The 19,910-nt window shown below is 38.2% G+C and carries 19 protein-coding genes; 6 read left to right on the forward strand and 13 right to left on the reverse strand.

Features of this window, described 5'->3' with window-relative positions:
• Positions 1-130: 130 nt before the first annotated feature.
• The 4 genes from ACSC97_RS13470 to ACSC97_RS13485 all read right to left on the reverse strand — a co-directional run bounded on the left by ACSC97_RS13470 (position 131) and on the right by ACSC97_RS13485 (position 3,202).
• Entirely contained in the window at positions 131-886 is a 756-nt protein-coding gene (locus tag ACSC97_RS13470; protein WP_436661412.1) for a hypothetical protein, read from the reverse strand.
• Complete coding sequence (locus ACSC97_RS13475) at positions 886-1,344, reverse strand: hypothetical protein (protein ID WP_436661414.1); 459 nt, start codon at positions 1,342-1,344, stop codon at positions 886-888. The genes ACSC97_RS13470 and ACSC97_RS13475 overlap by 1 nt, the downstream gene beginning before the upstream one ends.
• Positions 1,345-1,346: 2 nt before the next feature.
• On the reverse strand, positions 1,347-1,847 hold the full coding sequence (locus tag ACSC97_RS13480) for a hypothetical protein (protein ID WP_436661416.1): 501 nt from the start codon (positions 1,845-1,847) through the stop codon (positions 1,347-1,349).
• A gap of 467 nt (positions 1,848-2,314) precedes the next feature.
• Positions 2,315-3,202 (reverse strand): LysR family transcriptional regulator, encoded by an 888-nt coding sequence (locus ACSC97_RS13485; protein WP_436661435.1) that lies wholly within the window; start codon positions 3,200-3,202, stop codon positions 2,315-2,317.
• A gap of 95 nt (positions 3,203-3,297) precedes the next feature.
• On the opposite strand from ACSC97_RS13485, the gene ACSC97_RS13490 reads away from it, so the two are divergent.
• Positions 3,298-3,750 carry a PACE efflux transporter gene (locus tag ACSC97_RS13490; protein WP_436661418.1) on the forward strand — a complete coding sequence of 151 codons (453 nt, stop codon included), beginning with the start codon at positions 3,298-3,300 and terminating at the stop codon, positions 3,748-3,750.
• Between the two features lie 104 nt (positions 3,751-3,854).
• Here ACSC97_RS13490 and ACSC97_RS13495 read toward each other — a convergent pair whose 3' ends face one another.
• From ACSC97_RS13495 to ACSC97_RS13510, 4 genes are all read right to left on the reverse strand, one after another.
• Positions 3,855-4,319, reverse strand: coding sequence for a DUF2147 domain-containing protein (locus ACSC97_RS13495; RefSeq protein WP_436661420.1), 465 nt, complete (start codon positions 4,317-4,319; stop codon positions 3,855-3,857).
• 122 nt (positions 4,320-4,441) lie between these two features.
• The gene (gene phoR, locus ACSC97_RS13500) at positions 4,442-5,800 is read right to left on the reverse strand and encodes a phosphate regulon sensor histidine kinase PhoR (protein ID WP_004910079.1); all 1,359 of its coding nucleotides are present in this window, start codon (positions 5,798-5,800) and stop codon (positions 4,442-4,444) included.
• Positions 5,801-5,808: 8 nt separating this feature from the next.
• Entirely contained in the window at positions 5,809-6,519 is a 711-nt protein-coding gene (gene phoB / locus ACSC97_RS13505; protein WP_004679100.1) for a phosphate regulon transcriptional regulator PhoB, read from the reverse strand.
• Positions 6,520-6,769: 250 nt separating this feature from the next.
• Complete coding sequence (locus tag ACSC97_RS13510) at positions 6,770-7,447, reverse strand: TetR/AcrR family transcriptional regulator (protein ID WP_004910075.1); 678 nt, start codon at positions 7,445-7,447, stop codon at positions 6,770-6,772.
• 463 nt (positions 7,448-7,910) lie between these two features.
• On the opposite strand from ACSC97_RS13510, the gene ACSC97_RS13515 reads away from it, so the two are divergent.
• On the forward strand, positions 7,911-8,738 hold the full coding sequence (locus ACSC97_RS13515) for an SDR family NAD(P)-dependent oxidoreductase (RefSeq protein WP_436661423.1): 828 nt from the start codon (positions 7,911-7,913) through the stop codon (positions 8,736-8,738).
• Positions 8,739-8,791: 53 nt separating this feature from the next.
• Here the strand turns inward: ACSC97_RS13515 and ACSC97_RS13520 are convergent, their stop codons facing one another.
• Together ACSC97_RS13520 and ACSC97_RS13525 are read right to left on the reverse strand one after the other, a co-directional pair.
• Complete coding sequence (locus ACSC97_RS13520) at positions 8,792-10,159, reverse strand: MATE family efflux transporter (protein WP_039047202.1); 1,368 nt, start codon at positions 10,157-10,159, stop codon at positions 8,792-8,794.
• Positions 10,160-10,256: 97 nt separating this feature from the next.
• Complete coding sequence (locus ACSC97_RS13525) at positions 10,257-11,411, reverse strand: pyridoxal phosphate-dependent aminotransferase (RefSeq protein ID WP_436661426.1); 1,155 nt, start codon at positions 11,409-11,411, stop codon at positions 10,257-10,259.
• 319 nt (positions 11,412-11,730) lie between these two features.
• Here ACSC97_RS13525 and ACSC97_RS13530 point away from each other — a divergent pair, with 319 nt between their 5' ends.
• Positions 11,731-12,171, forward strand: a complete 441-nt coding sequence (locus ACSC97_RS13530) for a hypothetical protein (RefSeq protein ID WP_004910063.1) — start codon at positions 11,731-11,733, stop codon at positions 12,169-12,171.
• A gap of 129 nt (positions 12,172-12,300) precedes the next feature.
• Here the strand turns inward: ACSC97_RS13530 and ACSC97_RS13535 are convergent, their stop codons facing one another.
• Genes ACSC97_RS13535 through ACSC97_RS13545 form a run of 3 tightly spaced genes read right to left on the reverse strand, consistent with a single transcriptional unit; the run spans position 12,301 to position 14,755 of the window.
• On the reverse strand, positions 12,301-13,608 hold the full coding sequence (locus tag ACSC97_RS13535) for a DUF445 domain-containing protein (RefSeq protein WP_004910060.1): 1,308 nt from the start codon (positions 13,606-13,608) through the stop codon (positions 12,301-12,303).
• 15 nt (positions 13,609-13,623) lie between these two features.
• Entirely contained in the window at positions 13,624-14,181 is a 558-nt protein-coding gene (locus tag ACSC97_RS13540) for a CC0125/CC1285 family lipoprotein (protein ID WP_436661428.1), read from the reverse strand.
• Between the two features lie 34 nt (positions 14,182-14,215).
• Entirely contained in the window at positions 14,216-14,755 is a 540-nt protein-coding gene (locus ACSC97_RS13545) for a DUF924 family protein (RefSeq protein ID WP_004965025.1), read from the reverse strand.
• Positions 14,756-14,949: 194 nt separating this feature from the next.
• Here ACSC97_RS13545 and gshA point away from each other — a divergent pair, with 194 nt between their 5' ends.
• From gshA to ACSC97_RS13560, 3 genes are all read left to right on the forward strand, one after another.
• Positions 14,950-16,527, forward strand: coding sequence for a glutamate--cysteine ligase (gene gshA, locus ACSC97_RS13550; protein ID WP_436661430.1), 1,578 nt, complete (start codon positions 14,950-14,952; stop codon positions 16,525-16,527).
• Positions 16,528-16,548: 21 nt separating this feature from the next.
• A complete protein-coding gene (locus ACSC97_RS13555; RefSeq protein WP_004910048.1) occupies positions 16,549-17,055 on the forward strand; it encodes a disulfide bond formation protein B in 507 nt (168 codons plus the stop codon).
• Between the two features lie 157 nt (positions 17,056-17,212).
• Positions 17,213-19,822, forward strand: coding sequence for a type VI secretion system Vgr family protein (locus tag ACSC97_RS13560; RefSeq protein WP_436661433.1), 2,610 nt, complete (start codon positions 17,213-17,215; stop codon positions 19,820-19,822).
• Positions 19,823-19,910 lie beyond the last annotated feature (88 nt).

The following is a 19,910-nucleotide window of genomic DNA, read 5'->3' on the forward strand; positions in this document are numbered from 1 at the left end:
TTCTACGTTTGATTGGTTTTGGAAAAAAAGAAGAATTTAAGAAAGTGCTCGCAATTTTAAGAAAGAAAAAGCCTGATAGGACAAGGGCCCTATGAAATTTGTCGTGTACAGAGGTTAATTTTAGAAATTCTTAAAATTTATCTGATTTAGTTTCAATGTGTTTTGTTATATCGCCATTGTTTGCTATTTGGAAATTTTCTAAATGACTTTGTATAAATTTTTGACCATTCTGAGTCAAAGAACTAATATTATGATTTAAGGCTTTTATATCACCTTCTAATTCAATTAAAAAATTAGATGCTGCTTGTATGATACTTGCTAATTTAGCATCAACTGCACTGATTAATATTTCTTTCATTCTCTCATTTGAAGCAAACTTTTCCTCAATAGATAACAATTGCATTTCCGCTTGTGCTATAGCCTTATCTTGTATTTCATTATATTTATAAGTTTTATCCAGAATTAGCTCCTGAGCTTTATCTCTTAAACTTAATTCCATCAATCCTATTGCTTCAATTGATTTCAAGTTAAGCTGAGTCAACTGAGTTTGATAATGCATAATAGCTTCAGAAACTTTTTTCATTCTTTCAAACTGTTTATCTTTTTGCCACTCTTCTGCCTCTTTATTTATTTTATTTATTTCAGTTTCTCTTTTTATAAGAAGTTCATTTTCTAATATACTTTCTTCTCTTTTAATCTTTGATTCCTCTCTAATTCTCGCATTAGCCAAATTAATCTGTCTATCTACATCTTTGTCTTTTGCATTCTCATTTCTCTCATGTTCCCATTTTTTTAAAGGCTCTTTACCCCATTCATTAATAGTATCGGCAATATGTCCAATAGGCCCTAATACGAGCTTAGATATTTTATCTGTAAAAAATGACATCAACTATCCTGTAAATTATTAAATATTCGGTTAAACAAAGCTTCATCTTTAGACATTTGAAGCTTTAATTTATTTAATCTGTTTTCATTAATATCTTCAAGATTAAGTAATGATTCCATCATATTAACTTTATGGATTAATAATTCTGAAACTAACTTACTTTCCTCTGAATTTTCTGAAATATAAAAATTTAAATTTTTATGTACTAAGGGTGAAAGCTTCTGAACACATAAACTACCAACTTCCTTCGATATTTGAAAACTACTTTCAATTTGCTGATTCATCCAAAGACAAAAGGCCTGCTCTAAGGCAATTCGACAAATTTTTGGTGATTTTTCATACCTAAAACTTTTTTCTAATAGCTCAGTTAAATCAAGATTAATCATTTGATTTATTAGTAATTTTCTGTGTTTTTTCATCAATTGAGCGACTTGTAGTCGCTCTATTGCAGTGATCATATTTATTCACCAGAAATTGTATGTAAATCCCTTTTTGCAGATGATCTAAGCTGGCGAAGAACTTCTAAGATTTGGTCTTTTGCTAATTCTGAAGAGATATTTAGACTATGAGTGTATGTTGAAACTAGTTCGCTCAACCATAAGTCTATTACACTTGAATCCATTTTTATTTCAGTCAATGTCTGATGTACATCTTTAAGAACATCAGAGAAAAAGTTTGCTCTTTCTTTTCGGACATCCTCTTGTAGGTTAGCTGCAAATTTAATTTCTTCTTTATATTCTTTAGTCAAATCTAAATATTTCTTTTCATATTCATATATGATTGCTAAACGTTCTTTAAGAAGATTATTGGATAAATTTTGATCCAAATGTTCTACAATTTTATTAATATCCTTGGTTAGAATGGATTTTTTACCATGAACAGGATCTTCTCCATCTTCCAAAACTTCAAATTTACGAATTGAATTTTCTATAATACTTTTCATGTCGATTACTTTATTCATTTGAAACTCTTATGATCTTAAATTAATTAATAATATGATTATATTATAATTAATTTTTAAAATTATTAATATAACTGATCTAGTATTTCGACCATTTAACATAAAGGCGCTTATGCGAAACAAATTCAAATTTTTTAATTAAATCAAATATTTGTAAATTTAACATAACCCCCAAAAAATACACAAAATCCGACTTAGATACATGTCAGCTGATTTTTAAGCATGTTTGATATTTCTTGCCAAGCATTAAACTATTCTGTAAGCCATTTCCTACACCGATTAACGTCAATGTCCCATTTTCAGCCTAAGTTAAATTCCCTAATATGAACTCATCAGGAACAGGAAGTTCCAAAACATAAAACAATAATAATAAGTTTGAGCATCAGGATGTGAGATATGACAGGAGTTGTATCTAGTGAAAGGAATACGAAAAAGCCCGACAGGATGTCGGGCTTTTTTCTTTTCCGTTAAAGCTGTTGTGTTGCCCAAAGTTCTATCAGCAATTGAAGCGTTTTAGTGAGAGGCTTATAACTAGGCCAAATCGCATGGATTGGCATATCTAGTCCGTTGGTGGTATCACTAAACTCCAAACGAACCAAACTTTGTTTAGCAAAATGTTCATGAACGATGGACAACGGAAAATTACCCCAACCGAGTCCTTGCTCCACCATCCCAATCGCCATCAATAAATTATCTGTATGCCAGTAGGCATCTGAGACCAAAATACGTGGGTCAGGGAGAGGATAATTTTTACTTGCCACAATAATTTGTCGAAGCTCAGATAACATCGTCAGTTCATTTTTATGTTGTGCCCGAAGCTGTTGTGCTTCTTTAGGGGAAATCGCAGCAACAAATTTTTCAACACCCAATAAACGGAAGCGTTCATTGGCATCAATCGTAGATGAACTATAAGCAACATATAGATCGATTTCATTATTTCTAAGGCGTGCTTTGAGTTCTTGCTGTGCCGCGCAGTGCATTTCGATATTTAAAAGCGGATAGCGATGCGTTAAATTTTCGATGCCTGCCAATACGATTTTTTGATTAATATCAGCCGCAACGCCAATTTTAAGATTTGTTTCCAATCCCATAGAAAGCTCGGTGAGATGCATTTCAAGTTGACGCAATTTGGTCACAATTAATCGTGCATGCGGTTCAATAGATAGGGCAATCTCAGTAGGTTCTAAATGATTTTTGCTACGTTCAAATAATTTTAAATTCAATTCTGCTTCTAAATTCGCAATGGCCATACTCACAGCCGAAGGAACTCGATTTAAAGCACGTGCTGCAGCAGAGAAATTGCCTCGATCAATCACTTCAAGAATTAATTCTAGCTGTTCACTATTCATATTTATCTCTGCCTTGCTTGTCAGAAAAACTGATCACGATTAACTTTTTTTATCAGAAAGAGCGCGTAAAATCCACGTTTTGTTGATTTTGAGGTGCTGTCATGCAAGGAATGAAAAGAAGAGTGACCTATGTATTTTTCTATGAAGTGCTCAGTTTTTTGATTTGTGCGATGATTTTGGCTGTACTTTCAGGCTCAACGATCAGTCACACTGGACCTTTGTCATTATTAATTGCGGTGATCGCTGTCAGCGTAAATTTCTTTTACAACTATGCCTTTGAGTGGTGGGAAAAACAACAGCATTCTAAGACACGAACCATTTTTAGACGTGTTGTGCATGCTATCGGTTTTCAGGTGGTCTTAGTCACTATTTTGATTCCATTGATTGCTTGGTGGATGCAAATCAGTTTAGTCAAAGCCTTCTTATTAGATTTTAGTTTAATGATCATTATTCCATGCTATACCTTTGTTTATAATTACTTTTTTGATCATTTATTTGGCTTGCCAAGTCACTTGCTTGAAACTAAATCATTGCCTTTAACGACAAAGCTTTAATTTAAATCAAAGCCTATTCAAGCAATCATGATTGCATATAAATATGGGGACTTATTAAAAGCCCCCATATTTTTTTAACTATGACACTAAACGATGTATATTTTTTATAAGCGAATCCATGTCATAGCACGAAAGTTATTATTACTTGGATGTTTGGCACTGATATTTAGCATTTTACCAGTTTTGCTTAAACGTCCTTGAATACTGTATTTATAACCATCATAAGGGTTGATCCAGACACCTTGACCAAATTCCTCATCTTGATTGAGTTTTTTGAGCTTAGTTAATACTTCCATACCGACGATAGGTTGATCTTTCAAAGCACCTGTACATTTTGTGCAAGTAGTCGGAGCGACCTCTTTAGCGGAGGGATACATTTTGACGATGACAGCACTGTATTGTTCTGTTTTAGAATTGCGTCGAATCACAATATCTGACACATAAGAACCAGTGCGTTCATCGACAACTTTCCATGTACCAATTAGAGGATCAAAAGGGCTTGCTTGAATATGAAAAGCAGTACTGAGTCCGAGGAGTAACGCAAAGCTGCGAATTAAAGAAATAATCATAAGTCGTTTTTACATCGAGATGAAGTGTAGAAATAGCGAAATGAAACAACAACTTATTATATTATTTAAAAGTATAGAAAAACATCATAAATCAGGGAACTTGGCAGTTCCCTGTAATTATTTTAGATCATATGGTAAAGGCGTTCTTTCGGGAACACTGCTGTAAATGTAGAGCCTTCATTTTCTTTAGAGGTGATTTCGAGATGTGCACCATGCTGCATCAGCACATGCTTAACGATCGCTAGACCTAGACCTGTGCCGCCAGTTTGACGACTACGAGCGCTATCAACCCGATAAAAACGCTCCGTTAGGCGAGGGAGGTGTTTAGGGTTGATCCCAATACCATTGTCTTGGACAGAAAAATAGGCATGATCACCATCTTCGTGCCAACCAATGGTAATAATTCCACCTTTGGGTGTGTATTTAATGGCATTAGTAATTAAGTTACTGAAAGCACTAGCAATTTCCATGTCTGAACCAATCAGATCACAGTGGCTATCAATATCTAAGTTGAGTGTATGACCATAGTCGAGATTGTAGGCACGTGCATCATCAAATAATTGATTCATCAGATTTGCCATATCAATAATCTGATTTTTAGCGACTTTTTTATTATTCTCTAAATTGGATAATAGTAATAAATCATTGACCAAAGCATTCATACGTTTGGTTTGCGACTGCATCTGGGTAAATGCACGTTTCCAACGTGGGGTAATATCATCTTGATCGGTAAAGGTTTCAAGGTATCCGCTCAATACCGTTAGTGGCGTGCGTAGCTCGTGGGAAATATTATCCACGAAATCTTTACGCATCTGTTCAAGGTTATGCATACGAGTAATGTCATGTGCAACCAAGAGACGGCTTTCCCCACCAAAACGTGTGATTTTAACTTGTACATAACGCTCTTCGTCCATCTGTGCTTGAAGACGAATTCCATCTGGTGCTTGATCACTATTTTTGAAATATTCAATGAAATTGGGTTGACGCAAAATAGAGAGTAAATTGCGACCACGATCTAAAGGATTAATTCCCAATAACTTTTCAGCAGCAGGATTCCACCATTCGATTTGATGCTGATCATCGATTAAAACCACCGCTTCAGCTAATGCAACTAATGATGACTGAGCACGATCAATTAATCCCACCATCTCAGCTTGTACGATTCGTTCTTGACGTTGTGCGCGATAGACATTAAATAATAGTGCGCCCCAAATGCCATTTAGATTAGGTGGCATATCGTAGGGACGGTTTGAAATCCAATCATTGACTAGATAAAGCGAGCGGAGCTGCAAAAGAAAAAAAACAACAAAGGCAACAAAGATACAGCTCCAAAAGTATCCAACCCCAAATCCAATTAAGCTTGCAATCAATAAGAAAAACATCAACAGTCTTAAATCTTGTTTTGCAAACGTCCACAAACTGCTGTAACGAAATTGTTGGTGCTCACGTGCCAGTTCAGGGACGGGATAAGGTTCATACATAAATGGTTTTAACCTGCTGCTAAGTCAGCTCGTGTAGAAAAACGATAACCAGTGCCACGTACCGTTTGAACAAAACGATCAACACCAAATGGTTCTAACACTTTGCGCAAACGACGAATATGTACATCAATAGTACGGTCTTCGATATATACATTGCCGCCCCAAACTTGGTCAAGTAATTGAGCACGTGTATATGCACGTTCAGGGTGAGTCATAAAGAAAGCAAGCAAACGATATTCAGTCGGCCCCATCTCGAGGATGCTGTTTCCAAAACTTACACGCTGGCTGACAGGATCAAGCATTAAGCCATTGGCATCAATAACTTTTTCACCGCTCAGAGCATTGGCACGACGTAACACTGCTTTAATACGTGAAACCAGTTCACGAGTAGAAAATGGTTTGGTCATGTAGTCATCAGCACCAGCATCAAGACCTTGAACTTTATGGTCTTCTTCACCGCGTGCGGTCAACATGATCACAGGAATTTCTGCTAAGTTTTCATCGCGTTTTAGGCGACGGCACAAATCGACACCACTCACACCACCCGGTAGCATCCAATCCAGCAAAATAAGAGCAGGACGCTGGTCAACGATAATCTGATGCGCTTGTTTAGCATCTTCCGCTTGCAAACATTGGAAGCCTGCCATATCCAAAGATGTATGGATCATTTCGCGGATCGGTAGTTCATCATCGACAATTAAAATATAGTCATCTTTCACAGCGCAATACCCTTAATATCTGTAACGGTGAACCGTTTTGTTGTTATGACAGGCTTATTACAAAGATTAATTATGACAATATCATTGCAAAAGAGTTAATAAAGTCGAATTTAGCAATAAATTGTGACAATTGTGGGGCAGAGCAATGACTAAATGATGACAGGTTGCTGATTAATAAATCAAATGAATTCATTTGTTTAATCAAATCATCATTTAAGCATTTGCTTTGTAACAAAACTGTAAAAGGATTTTAATTTTTTTGTGATGTGGTTTCGATAAAGGATAAAAACACGGCACAGCAGGCTGCAAGAACTTCATCAAGTGGTTGTTTGAAGCCTTCAGAGACCCAACGAATAATAATATGAGTCACGTATCCATTCAGCCCTGTAGCCATTAACGACACTTCATCATTGCCTTGAGGGGCATTCGGCATCGTGATCATGACGAAAGCCTGAATAATACGGTCAAATTGCGTCAATGTTTCTTGAATGGTGGCTTGGTTATGTAAGTCTTGAACGAGCATGGCATCAATGTAAATGATACGTGCCATACGCGGATCATCTTTAATCGCAGTGAGCAATGCAGATAAACCTGCAGTCACCATGTTTTTAGGTTCAGGGGCAGCCATGATGACCGCTTGGGTCAAGCAAGTTTGCATTTTTCCAATCATTTTTAAGAAAACGGTTTGGAATAATTCTTCACTTTTTTTAAAAGATTCATAGAAATAGCGTTCAGTAAGTTTTGCCTCATTACAGACATCTTTCACAGTGACAGAGAAAAAACCTTGTGTCCCGTAAGTGGCGATACCCGCCTCAATCAGTTTCTCTCGGCGCGCTTCTTTACGCTCACTCAAAGACAGCCCTTTAAATTGGCGTTCTTTCGCGTCAACATTCTTTTTTTTACGTGTCGCCTGATCTTGAGTCGTCATTAGAAAAACCGTTCCCTAAAAAATCTTTAAATCGTGTGGCTCGGACGAGTTTGCATTGAATTACTGTCATTTCAGATCAAAAATCATGAAGATGACCATCCATACCACAACTTGCAAAAGGTAGACAAAATTATTCCCCTTGTTAAATTTTATAACGAAGTTTGTGGAAACATCTTAGCCCTAACACTCTCGACAATAACATTTTTTACCAATTGTCGATTCTTTATGCGGCTCTAGCATAACTAAATTCCACACAATATGCTTTGTCTCGTTCCAAGATCTTAGGTCATGAAATGTAAATAGACCTAATATGACAAGCAATATGTTGATTCTTGCCATTTGTCTTAAAGTGATATTGTACTATATTGACAATATGTATTGTCAAAATTATATTGGTTATAACTCAAACTGCACATGATCTACTCAAATGTGTGCAATTCATTCGCAATACAAAGGATAGGCAATGAAAAATTTTAAAAATAAAGTCGCAGCGATCACAGGTGCAGGTTCTGGGATTGGACAACAACTGGCAGTTTTATTGGCTAAACAAGGTTGTCACTTGTCATTGAGCGATATCAATGAAAAAGGCTTGGCACAAACTGTTGCGCTTGTTAAAGATAATCCAATTACAGTTACAACCAAAGTGCTTGATGTTTCTGATCGCGAAGCGGTAAAACAATGGGCACAAGAAACAGTTCAAGATCATGGTTGTGTCAATATGATCTTTAACAATGCAGGAGTTGCATTGGGTTCTACCGTTGAAGGTGCAAGCTACGAAGATTTAGAGTGGATCGTCGGAATTAACTTCTGGGGCGTGGTCTATGGAACTAAAGAATTCCTTCCATTCATCAAACAAACTAAAGATGGTCACATCATCAATATCTCAAGTATTTTTGGTTTGACATCACAACCAACTCAATCTGCTTATAATGCAACAAAATTTGCGGTACGTGGTTTCACAGAGTCATTACGCCAAGAACTTGATATTGAAAAGAGTGGTGTAAGTTCACTTTGCGTACACCCAGGTGGTATTCGTACCAATATTGCCAAAGCTGCAAAGATGAACGACAGCTTAAAGAGTCTAGGTATGGATCCAGGCAAATCAATCAAGCAGTTTGATAAATTCTTGCGTACACCACCAGAAGAAGCTGCACGTCAAATTTTAATTGCGGTATTAAAAGATAAACGCCGTTTGTTGATTGGAACAGATGCTCGAATTGTAGATTCTTTCCAACGCCTATTCCCTACGGGCTATCAACGTATTGCAGCTTTTGCAACTAAGATGCTTTAAGCTTTATATGCTTGATAAAAAAGCCATTCAGATTTGAATGGCTTTTTTATTTATTAGATGAGTCGTTTAATATCACGTTTTTTCCAGACAAATTGATAATAACTTGCTTGGAAAATACATAGACACACAAAGGCGAGTGCATAAGCTGTCCAAATACCATTTAAGCCCCACATTGAGCTAAACCAATAAGCACAAGGCACTTCGATCAGAAGGATGGTCAAAATATTGATCATCATTGGGACATTGACTGTGCCACTGGCACGCATGATTGAAGCAAAAATAGCGCTTGCACCAAAAAACAAAATTGACCATAGCACAATAAATAATAGCTGTTGCCCTAATACCACCACACTATGATCGGTGATAAAAAGCGCCATTAAATACTTAGAAAATAGATAAGCCAAAGTGATGAGTGTTCCTGTAAACAAGATATTCATGCCTAAGGCAGTCCGTGTCACTTTTGCCAATAAGTCGGATTTTCCAGCGCCAATTGCTTGCGCGGCAAAGATTGATGCTGCTATGGAGATCGACATAGCTGGAAATTGAATGTAGTTCAGAACTTGATTGACTGCGCCATATGCGGCAGTTGCGTGTGCACCATAACGATTAACTAAGCCAATAATCACTAAGCCAGCCAAAGACGTCGTGACCATTTGTACGCCTGTTGGAATACCCAGTTTTAAAATTAATTTACTTAAATTTGGATCGTGACGAATACTTCGAATCAGTTGTCGATCAATTTTAAGAGGATGATTTTTATAATTTAAGTAGAAAGCTAGAAAAATGAGTACAGCCGCATAACCCATGATGGTGGCAACTGCAGGTGCGATAATGCCCAATTCAGGAAAACCAAAATAGCCTTTTAATAAAACAGGTGTAACCACCAAGCCAATTAAACTGGTTAAACTCAAGGCAATTAGCGGTGTCACGCTATCGCCAACACCCCGTAAAATCGAGGTATAAATAATATAAACAAATAATAACGGGCTACCCACCAGCATCCATTGAACGTAGGGTAATGATAGATGCATGACTTTAGGGTCGGTGCCCAACACATTTAAAATCTGCTCAGCAAATACCAGACCTAAAATGGCAATCAAGGTGCCCCCAATCAGGGTAATAAATAATGTTGAGCCGATGACACAGCGCACCTTTTCAAGATTTTGTGCTCCCCATGCTTGCCCAACTAATACGGTAGTGCCTGCTGAAATTCCAATCACAAACGCCAAGAGGAAAAATAGGATAGGGAAAAACACAGAAACGGCTGCAATTGCATCCACGCCCATCATCTGACCGACAAAAATCGTATTAATCGTACCCGAAAGATTCTGCAAAATATTTGTGGCGATTAGCGGGACAAGAAAAACAAAAAAGGTTTTCCAGAGATTGGGTTGCATCACCAACGTTTGGCGTGGCGTCATTTAAACTCCTTTACGCGTCTATTGGAAACGCAAATCATCTCTTCAAAATAACATATGCAGCACGAGCTTGGGTTGAGTTCGGTTTATGTTTTGTTGATCAACACTGTATGAGGATTTCTCCCGCACGTTGCAAGGTTATATCGGTTTTAGCGAAACAAAATCGAATGAGTCTGAGCGATTCAGGAGGGTGCTGATAAAAGACGGAAATTGGGATAGCGACAATTTTGTGTTGCTCTGCAAGGAATTGGCACATCTCCACATCATTTAGATCAGGTCGAATTTCACTATAGTCGAGGTTTTGGAAATAGGTTCCCTGAGATGGTAGAAATTTAAAACGTGAGTCTCGGATTTGAGCATTAAAACGATCACGTTTTGCTTGGTAGAAATGAGGAAGTTCTTGAATATGCTCAGGATGCTGCTGCATATAATTAGCCAGTGCAATTTGGCATGGTGTAGTACCACAAAAATTAGCGTACTGATAAATCTGTCGAAATAGACGCATTAATTCTGGTGCAGCAACACAATATCCTGTTTTCCAACCCGTGACATGATAGGTCTTTCCGAAAGAACCAATGACATAACTACGTTTACGCAGTTCGGGAAAACTTAGAGCACTAAAATGTTTTTTCCCATCAAAGACCAGATGTTCATAAACTTCATCAGACAATATAACAATATTTTTATCTTCAATAAGTTGAATCAGCTGTTGCCAATCCTGCTCTGACCAAATTGCTCCTGTAGGATTATGTGGTGTATTGACAATAATCATGCGAGTTTTGGCAGTGATGCTGTCTTGAACCCTTTGCCAATCTACCTGAAATGAAGGTGCTTCCAAATGAATATGAATCGACTTACCACCTGCGAGTTGTACCGCAGGTGCATAACTGTCATAGCTTGGATCAAAAATAATGACTTCATCACCAGCGTGGATACAGGCTTGGATTGTACAGAAAATGGCAATGGTTGCACCAGGTGTAATGGTAACTTCGGTGATGGGATCGCAATTTAATTGATCACGTTGCAGAAATTGTTGTGCTAACTGTTCGCGCAGAGCCAGTACACCATCTCCCGCTGGGTATTGGTTATAGCCATCTAATGTTGCTTGGCTAAGTGCTTCTAACAGAGCGGGTGGGGCAGGAAAATCAGGAAAACCTTGTGATAGGTTCAAGGCATTGAGCCTGTGAGCGAGTTCAGTCATTACACTAAAAATGGTCACACCTTGACTTGGAAGTTTTGACTGAAGTTGCAGCATGGTGATTAACCTAATTTACGTTTTGTTTTGAGTTGATTGTATCGGTAAAAGGATGAGATATCCAAATCGTCGCAACTTGTGCGAACAGAGATTTACGTCTCTTCCTTGCTTCAATAATGTGCCAAGTATCAAGAGAAATAGTGGAATAGTGTCTTAATAAAAACAATAGTGACATAATTGGTCATTTTTTAGTTAAATTTGTCTAATAAATTATTATTTTTCAATCACATATGGTATTTTAATTTAATTATTTAAGCGATATAATTTATATCGAGAGATTAAAATAAATACGAATAATTGTGAAATAGGACATTAAGCAATGGACAATTTCGATCTAAAAATACGCTATCCGCATCATCTTGATTTAAATGATGTGGAACAATGTGGAGCATTAAATACCATTGGGGTATTAACTCGATTTGACAGAATGGGTTGGAAACAACAACTCAATCGTTGGTTGCAGCTCGACGGTGCAAGCCCGACTTTTACCATTACAGATGGTAATACAGAACACACCATTGAAATCGTTTTAAATCCCTATGCCTCATCTCAAGAGTTGAGCTTCACGGTAAAAACAGACATTCCTGTGGTCGTTGCTAAAAAACAAATCTTTGGTTTAGTGCAGTTTCAGGCAAAAGAGCGAATTCATTTTAGCCATCTGTCACTGGTTCAAGTAAAAGCGTACTTAACTGCCTTTTTAAAACAAGATACCGAAGCTTTGGCACGTTATTATCAAGAAAGTAAGCAGTTGGTTTGCTGATGAATGACAGGAAAAGAGACCCTTCTCTTTATGTGTTTTTGTTGGGAAGATGGGATGAGCCCTAATCACAGAGTGCTTAGGGCAAAAGATGGCAAAGTCGAAAGACTCTACCGTATATGGCTCTATCGTTTATAAAACGTTTTCAACAATTGCACGAATGACACCAAGTGCTAAACCAATAAATGCGCCGACAATCACACCATTCACACGGATCATATGTAAATCGCCGCCCACTTCGCTTTCGATTTTGGCGATCATTTCTCGAGAATCCCACTCGTGGATGCGCTCACTGATATAACGAATAATTTTATCGCTATATTGTTCACTGAAGTTGGTTGCTAAGCCGACCATTTTTTCATTCAAAACTTCACGAACTTTTTCATTTTGAATCAAGCTTATACCAAGCTGTTGAATCGCAGTTCTTAAATTCGTCGCGATACCTGAATCTTCTTGCATTAAATCTGTTTTAATTGCATCACATAGGATCGCGATGGCACCACTAATAAAATTGAGCACCTGAGGACTATCGAGCAAAGCATCCTTGCCACTATTTAGACGTAGACTGGCTTCGCTATCGTTATCAGCAAGTTGTAACATGAGCGTATGTGTTGTGGCTTCAATGTCTTGGCGCCATGGGTGATCAGGGTTAGCTAACATCGATTCAACTTTTTCGATCAGTGAATCAATCGTCCGTTGTTGTACATCAATTCCAATCCAGCTCGCACCTTTTGCCAGTTTCCATACGCCTAATTCTTGAAATAATTTACGAGATAGGTCTCGTGCTTCTTCAGGATGAGACACCATCCATTCATGTGCTAGATCAAGCCCACGTTGCAATACATCTTGGTGGAAATCATTATCTAAAACAGCACGTAACATTTCACTGGCAAGTTTGTTGATTTTGGTGCTACGAACCCATTGCACACTATTGTTCTGTACAAAGTGAGCAATTTGATCTTGGCTGACAAATTCAAAAATTCTAGGGACTGTGTGCTGAATCATCTGCACCACTTGCGTATTGTTTTTAGGATTGGCTAACCATTCACCAATTGCCAAACTCATGTCTGCATTTTTGAGACTACGTTCTACGATTTGCGGTGATAAAAAGTTTTCTTGGACGAAGCGACCCATCGATTCGGCAATACGGGCTTTATTACGTGGAATAATTTCCGTGTGGTCACGGAGTAATTTCGGTAAAGGCATTTTGCCGAAAGGATTACGAAATAATACTGTAACAGCATACCAGTCTGCTAAACCACCAACCACACCTGCTTCCGCACCAAGCATAAATATATGGATGATCCATTTGTATTCAGGAAAAAAATGCGCCGCGACCATTAAGCCAATCCATGACACTACCGCAATAATCAGTGCCATCGTGGCGAAGTATTTACTTCTCTGGAGGCTAGGTACGTGGATTTCTTCGACTGAATTCATTTAGTCATCCTTTATTCACTTTTTGTTTTGAGTGGGCACAGCGGGCTGTAACACATCTCCTGATGGACTCAATCCGTACTTAGATCCTAATGATTGCAAAATCATTTGCGCGTCAAAAGCATCTGGAGATTGATCTTGAGTCTTGAAACACTCGATAGTATACGACACTTGGATTGGATCAATATTGACCACTTGAGGCATATCATAGAATGGATCGGGCCAAAAGGCTGGATGGCGACGATAGTAGCCATATGGATAATAGCTAGGTGATGGATAAATCACAGCCTGACGCGGTACTTTATTCCGCGCATTACTTGGGTCATCCACAACCGTAAAATAACGGTATCCATTTTTGAGTGTTGTTTGAGCAGCTTTTAATAAGGTAATTTCTTCAGCTGTACCATAACTTAGATTTGGACCTGCTTGAAAACCAATACGATACGTTTTGCTATTTAATGGATAAGCGGTGAATTGACCAAGTTGGTCAAAGGTTTTGGGTTGTTGTGAAATGGTCGCGCACCCTGTAAATGCCAATGCGACAAGGAGAGGGGTGCATTTCAATACAGTTTTCATATGCAATTCCTATTTCAATGTCTGTAAAACTGATTTAAAAGCTACTGTTGGGTTGGGTTAAAAATTCCAACTCTTCCGCCGTTGATGTTCTACCTAAAATTTCATTTCGATGTGGATAGCGGCCAAAACGATCAATAATGATCTTATGTTTCTTTTCAAAACTCAGATTGATTTCATTACCCAAGCGTTGAAAAAGCTTGAGGGCATATTCATGCATCAATTTAGATTCACTGTGCATAAACGGCATATATAAGAAAGAACGTTGTTCAGGACTCAATTGCGCATCAAGTTGTAAGCTAATCGCTTCCTGTGCCAGTGCCAATGCCAAACTGTCATAAGCAAATGCTTGTGCTTGGTCACGGTAGATATTACGAGAGAATTGATCGAGTACAATGATTTCAGCCAAACGACCCTCTGGTGTTTTGCGCCAAGACCAAAGTTCTGCTTGGCTTGCTTGCTGGTGAATTATTTGAAATTGCTCGCGAATTTTATCGTCAAAAGCATCACTTTTCGCGAACCAAAGTGAACGATGATTCGGATCAAACCAAAAGTCGAGAATGTCTTGTGCTTGCATGAAGAAGTGCCAAATGAAAGATCGATTATTTTAATAAAATCACAAATTCAGCGTGTCTTATGTAACAAGATTGTGATAAAAATTGCCAAATTAAATCAGATGACTAGATCACAATTGTCGTTATAATTGGCAGAATAACGAAGTCGCTAACACTTATCTTGTTGGCCGATCTTGAATAAGCGAGCATATAAATTATGAATCAACCCAACACATTTTCTTCCTCTGTGATTCCAACATGGGTAGATGCTTCGCTATTGAAGGGGATGTTACGCGGCATAGAACGTGAAAGTTTAAGAATGCAAAGCAATGGATTTTTATCACAAAAAAATCATCCAAAAGCTTTAGGGTCTGCACTCACGCACCCTCATATTACAACGGATTATTCAGAAGCATTGATGGAGTTTATTACCACTCCTCAATCCACTATTGCTGCGGCATTAGATGAATTGCGAGATATTCACACCGTGGTGCATCAACACCTCGAAGAAGGTGAGCGCTTATGGCCACTGTCGATGCCATGTATGTTGGATGATAATGAAGAGAATATCCAATTAGCACAGTACGGAACCTCGAATATTGGTCGTTTTAAAACCCTTTATCGCCGTGGTTTAGGTGTACGTTATGGTCGCCGTATGCAGACGATTTCAGGGGTGCATTATAATTTATCTTTTCCTGATCAATTGTTTGCTGAGTTACAACAGCAAGAAAGCGATCAAGAATTAAAACAACTCAGTGCTCAAGATTATCGTAGCCATCGTTATTTTGGCTTGATTCGTAATTTCATTCGTTTAACTCCTTTGGTGATGTACTTATTAGGAGCCAGTCCATCAGTCTGTCGTTGTTTCTTGACAGGTCGTGAACATCATTTACAACCTTTGGTTAAAGGCACTTTGTATTTACCAGAGGCTACGGCTTTACGTATGGGGCGTTTGGGATACCAAAACTCAGCACAGAAAGAATTAGGCATTCATTATAACGATCTGCATGACTATTTGGATGGATTGCAGAAAGCAGTTCATACACCTTATCCAGAGTTTAGTGCGTTGGGCTTAGACGATGAGTCTGGTGAACCTATCCAAATTAATGATCATGTGCTTCAGATCGAAAATGAATACTATAGTTTGGTCCGTCCAAAACAAGTTCCTCAGGCCGGTGAAACGCCATCACAAGCGTTGAAAAATCGTGGTGTTGGTTATGTCGAACTTCGTGCTGTTGACGTCAATCCGTATAGTTCAATCGGTATTGATGAGATCGCTGCAGGTTTTCTTGAAAGTCTAGCTTTATATTGTTTATTAAGTGATAGTCCAGAGTTGTATGCAGATGAACAAGAACAGATTGATCGCAATCAAACAGAGGTTGTGAATCGAGGTCGTGCAGCTGATGTAAAGATTGAGCTTGGTGAGAAAACAATGAATTTTCAAGCTTGGGCACAGCAGCATTTGGCAACTATGCAGCAATGTGCGACTTTACTCGATCAAGCGAATCAAACACAGTTGTATCAAGACGCAATTGTTGTGATGCAACAACGCTTAGCACATGTTGAAAATACGCTTTCAGCACATGTCATTGAAGATACCTTGAAGCATGGTGGTACATGGAGTTTTGGCAGCGTTATGGCCCAGCAACATGTGCAATATTATGATCAGCATGTATTAAACCAAGAAAGAAAACAGTATTTTGGTGAGCTAGCACAAACTTCGTTGCAAAAACAGGTTGAACTTGAACAAGATAACGACATGAGTTTTAGACAATATCTTGCAAAATACCGTTAAAAATTTTTTAGAGGATTTCCCATGCGTTGGAATTATCGTTTGGTCAGTGCTTTACTTGTTCTGACCAGTATTATTGGTATCTCATTTGCCTTGTATTTAGAACACGTACAAGGATTAGAACCATGTCCACTTTGTGTTTTCCAACGTATTGGTTTGATCGGTATGGGATTTATCGCATTGATTGCGTTTATTCACAATCCGATTTCGAATGGCTTCAAACGTTTTTATGCATTATTAGCGACTTTATCAATTGGTTGGTCTGCGGGTGTTGCTGCACGTCATGTTTGGTTACAGAATCTACCACCTGATCAAGTGCCAAGTTGTGGTCCTGGTTTGGATTATTTGGTAGAAGCTTTGCCGATGAAAACGGTTTTACAGCAAGTGCTAACCGGTTCTGGTGAATGCGCCTTGATCGATTGGACTTTTTTAGGTCAGTCGTTACCTGTTTGGTCTTTGGTATATTTTAGTTTTATTCTGCTGATTTGTTTGTGGCAGTTGTTTAGAAAATATGATTCTACTAAAGCTTAAAATACTATTTTGAATAAAAAGAGCCGAAATTTATAGGCTCTTTTTTTATTGATAAGCGAAAATGTAAAGATTTGCTAAAAATAAAATATAATTATAGACAGATAGTTCTGTTTTTTTATAAAGTGCAGCCGTTTCTTTATCCTATGATTATAAAAAAATGCTTTTTAATATATCTAATGTATTAGAAAAAATAGGGCTAAATGCACAAAAACGTGCAATACACGTACAATTTTCTAATGAAGAATTAAATAACCAAGTTTTTTTACAGCGTATCGAGGGAAAGCATCAACTGAATGATGGCTTACATGCGGAATTAATTTGCCTCTCTACCAATGCTCATATTGCATTAAAACAATTTATCGGTGTTCAACTGGCTGTGGATCAAGTCACAGATTCAGGACAGTTGTTCCGTATGACTGGCATAGTAACTGAAGCATGCTATGGACAAAGTGATGGTGCCTTAACTCTATATAAACTGACTCTGAATGATGCGACAAACTTATGGCATAAACGCCGCAATAGTCGTGTTTTTATGAATAAAACAATCGTTGAAGTTACAGAAGTTTTATTCAAAGAATGGCAAGAAAAAAGCCCATTATTTGCTGCAAGTTTGAGTCTTGATCTGAATGGACTAAAGCAAAGTTATGATGTGCGTCCATTTGTGATGCAGCATAATGAATCTGATTATGATTTTCTTACACGCCTATGGCGTAGTGAAGGGATTAGTTGGCTCATTGATGAAGCAGAGCTTTTTGTTCCGCATTTTTCCATATCGATTCAATCACAAAAGTTACGATTGATTGATGATAATAGTCAATATCAAGCCTTAGCTCGACGTGGTATTCGCTATCATCGAAGTAGTGCAACCGAATACCAAGACAGTATTACAGGTTTTGTCGCGGTGCGAAGTTTGCAACCCACAGCTGTCCATCTGCAACGTTGGCAGCCTGATGCTTTAGCACAAGACGAAGGCGCTGGTTCAGTCATCACCACACATAGTCATTCCACAAGTTTTGACTCAGTCAGTTTAGGTCTTGAACAAGCATGGCATGTAAGTCCAGCATGGATGCAGGATTTAAAAGGTGAAGATCAAGCTACAGCTTCAGGTAACAGCCAATTAGAAAAGCAAAATCAAATATTAAATGATAGGTATGCTTTTCAGGCCAAGTTTTTTAATGCTTATAGTTCTGTGCGTGACAGCCAAGTAGGATATTGGTTCAACCTGATTGATCATCCAGAAATTAATCAGCATGACGTCGTAGATCAAGAGTTCTTGATTATTGCTAAAACGTTCTACAACCAAAATAATTTACCGAAAGATTTACAGAAACAGGTACGTCAATTATTAAAACAAAGTCGTTGGCATGCACTGGAAGATGAAGAGGCTGAGCGGCAGGCAAATGAACTGACATTGATTCGCCGTCAAATCAAAATTACACCAGAATATGATCCTCTACAGCATCGCCCAATCGCCTATCCACAACGCGCTAAAGTTGTTGGACCAGAGGGGGAAACTATTTATGTAGATGAATGGGGGCGTATTAAGGTTCGCTTTCTGTTTACCCGAAGTGATGATCATGGACATGATGGCGGTGCGGGCAGTAATGACAATGATACCGATTCAGCATGGGTCGATGTGTTAACACCTTGGGCGGGAGAGGGGTATGGAGCTCGCTTCTTACCACGTATCGGTGAAGTTGTCGTTATTGATTTTTTTGATGGCAATATTGATCGCCCCTTTGTGACAGGACGAATCCATGAAGCGCAACGTTCTCCAACCAAATTTGATACTAAAGGGCAGCTTCCAGATACTAAAAAACTCAGTGGTATCCGTAGTCAAGAAGTCAATGGTAGTGGTTTTAACCAGTTACGTTTCGATGATACAACAGGACAAATCAGTACACAGTTGCAAAGTAGCCATGCAGCAACCCAACTGAACTTAGGTAATTTAAGTCATCCGAAAGAACAAGAGACGAGCCAAGGTCGTGGGGAAGGTTTTGAGTTAAGAACCGATGCTTGGGGTGCGGTTCGGGCAGGACAAGGTTTATTCCTTTCAACGCATAAACAAAATCAAGCCCAAGGTGAGCATTTAGATGCACAGCCAGCCAAGCAGCAACTCGAAGGTAATCAGAATAACGCCAAAGCACTCAGTGAAGTTGCTAAGAATCAGCAAACAGATGAGATTGAGTCGTTAGAGCAATTAAAACAATTTGCGGAACAAATTGAAAAAGAGATTTCCAAGTTTAATCAAGCTTTATTGCTGCTTAGTTCACCGAATGGGATTGGGTTGAGTACGCAAGAGGACATTCATATTTCAGCAGATAGACAAATAAATAACTTTGCAGCGGACAGTATTAATCTAAGTACACAAAATAATTTGATTGCTCACGCTCAAAATAGAATCAGTATGTTTGCCGCTCAAAATGGTATTAAACAAGTAGCCGCGAAGGGTAAGTTTGAAGCTCATGCACAGTCGGAAGGCATGGATTTAATTGCCAAGCAAGGTATTCAGATTATTTCAACAGAAGATAAGATTTATATTACAGCTGCTAAAAAGATTATTTTAACTGGAGGAAGTTCACAGATTGAGATTGGTAGCAATATTTTATTTAAAACAGGTGGTTTATTTGAAAGCAAGGCAGGGCAGCATAAATTTGAGGGGGGAGAAAATATTGTTAGTCCTAAAATAAACCTACCTATGGTTAAAACACTTTTTAGTAATCAGGTTAACTATAATTGGAATCTCTGTACACGACAAATTTCATAGGGCCCTTGTCCTATCAGGCTTTTTCTTTCTTAAAATTGCGAGCACTTTCTTAAATTCTTCTTTTTTTCCAAAACCAATCAAACGTAGA

The organism is Acinetobacter sp. P1(2025), assembly GCF_051390655.1.
Taxonomy (GTDB): Bacteria; Pseudomonadota; Gammaproteobacteria; order Pseudomonadales; family Moraxellaceae; genus Acinetobacter; species Acinetobacter junii.

Excerpts from the sequence above, each read along its gene's own strand:
- ACSC97_RS13470 (WP_436661412.1), bottom strand. The coding sequence starts at position 886 with ATGTCATTTTTTACAGATAAAATATCTAAGCTCGTATTAGGGCCTATT.
- ACSC97_RS13475 (WP_436661414.1), bottom strand. The coding sequence starts at position 1,344 with ATGATCACTGCAATAGAGCGACTACAAGTCGCTCAATTGATGAAAAAA.
- ACSC97_RS13480 (WP_436661416.1), bottom strand. The coding sequence starts at position 1,847 with ATGAATAAAGTAATCGACATGAAAAGTATTATAGAAAATTCAATTCGT.
- ACSC97_RS13490 (WP_436661418.1), top strand. The coding sequence starts at position 3,298 with ATGCAAGGAATGAAAAGAAGAGTGACCTATGTATTTTTCTATGAAGTG.
- ACSC97_RS13495 (WP_436661420.1), bottom strand. The coding sequence starts at position 4,319 with ATGATTATTTCTTTAATTCGCAGCTTTGCGTTACTCCTCGGACTCAGT.
- phoR (WP_004910079.1), bottom strand. The coding sequence starts at position 5,800 with ATGTATGAACCTTATCCCGTCCCTGAACTGGCACGTGAGCACCAACAA.
- ACSC97_RS13510 (WP_004910075.1), bottom strand. The coding sequence starts at position 7,447 with ATGACGACTCAAGATCAGGCGACACGTAAAAAAAAGAATGTTGACGCG.
- ACSC97_RS13515 (WP_436661423.1), top strand. The coding sequence starts at position 7,911 with ATGAAAAATTTTAAAAATAAAGTCGCAGCGATCACAGGTGCAGGTTCT.
- ACSC97_RS13520 (WP_039047202.1), bottom strand. The coding sequence starts at position 10,159 with ATGACGCCACGCCAAACGTTGGTGATGCAACCCAATCTCTGGAAAACC.
- ACSC97_RS13525 (WP_436661426.1), bottom strand. The coding sequence starts at position 11,411 with ATGCTGCAACTTCAGTCAAAACTTCCAAGTCAAGGTGTGACCATTTTT.
- ACSC97_RS13530 (WP_004910063.1), top strand. The coding sequence starts at position 11,731 with ATGGACAATTTCGATCTAAAAATACGCTATCCGCATCATCTTGATTTA.
- ACSC97_RS13535 (WP_004910060.1), bottom strand. The coding sequence starts at position 13,608 with ATGAATTCAGTCGAAGAAATCCACGTACCTAGCCTCCAGAGAAGTAAA.
- ACSC97_RS13540 (WP_436661428.1), bottom strand. The coding sequence starts at position 14,181 with ATGAAAACTGTATTGAAATGCACCCCTCTCCTTGTCGCATTGGCATTT.
- ACSC97_RS13545 (WP_004965025.1), bottom strand. The coding sequence starts at position 14,755 with ATGCAAGCACAAGACATTCTCGACTTTTGGTTTGATCCGAATCATCGT.
- gshA (WP_436661430.1), top strand. The coding sequence starts at position 14,950 with ATGAATCAACCCAACACATTTTCTTCCTCTGTGATTCCAACATGGGTA.
- ACSC97_RS13555 (WP_004910048.1), top strand. The coding sequence starts at position 16,549 with ATGCGTTGGAATTATCGTTTGGTCAGTGCTTTACTTGTTCTGACCAGT.
- ACSC97_RS13560 (WP_436661433.1), top strand. The coding sequence starts at position 17,213 with ATGCTTTTTAATATATCTAATGTATTAGAAAAAATAGGGCTAAATGCA.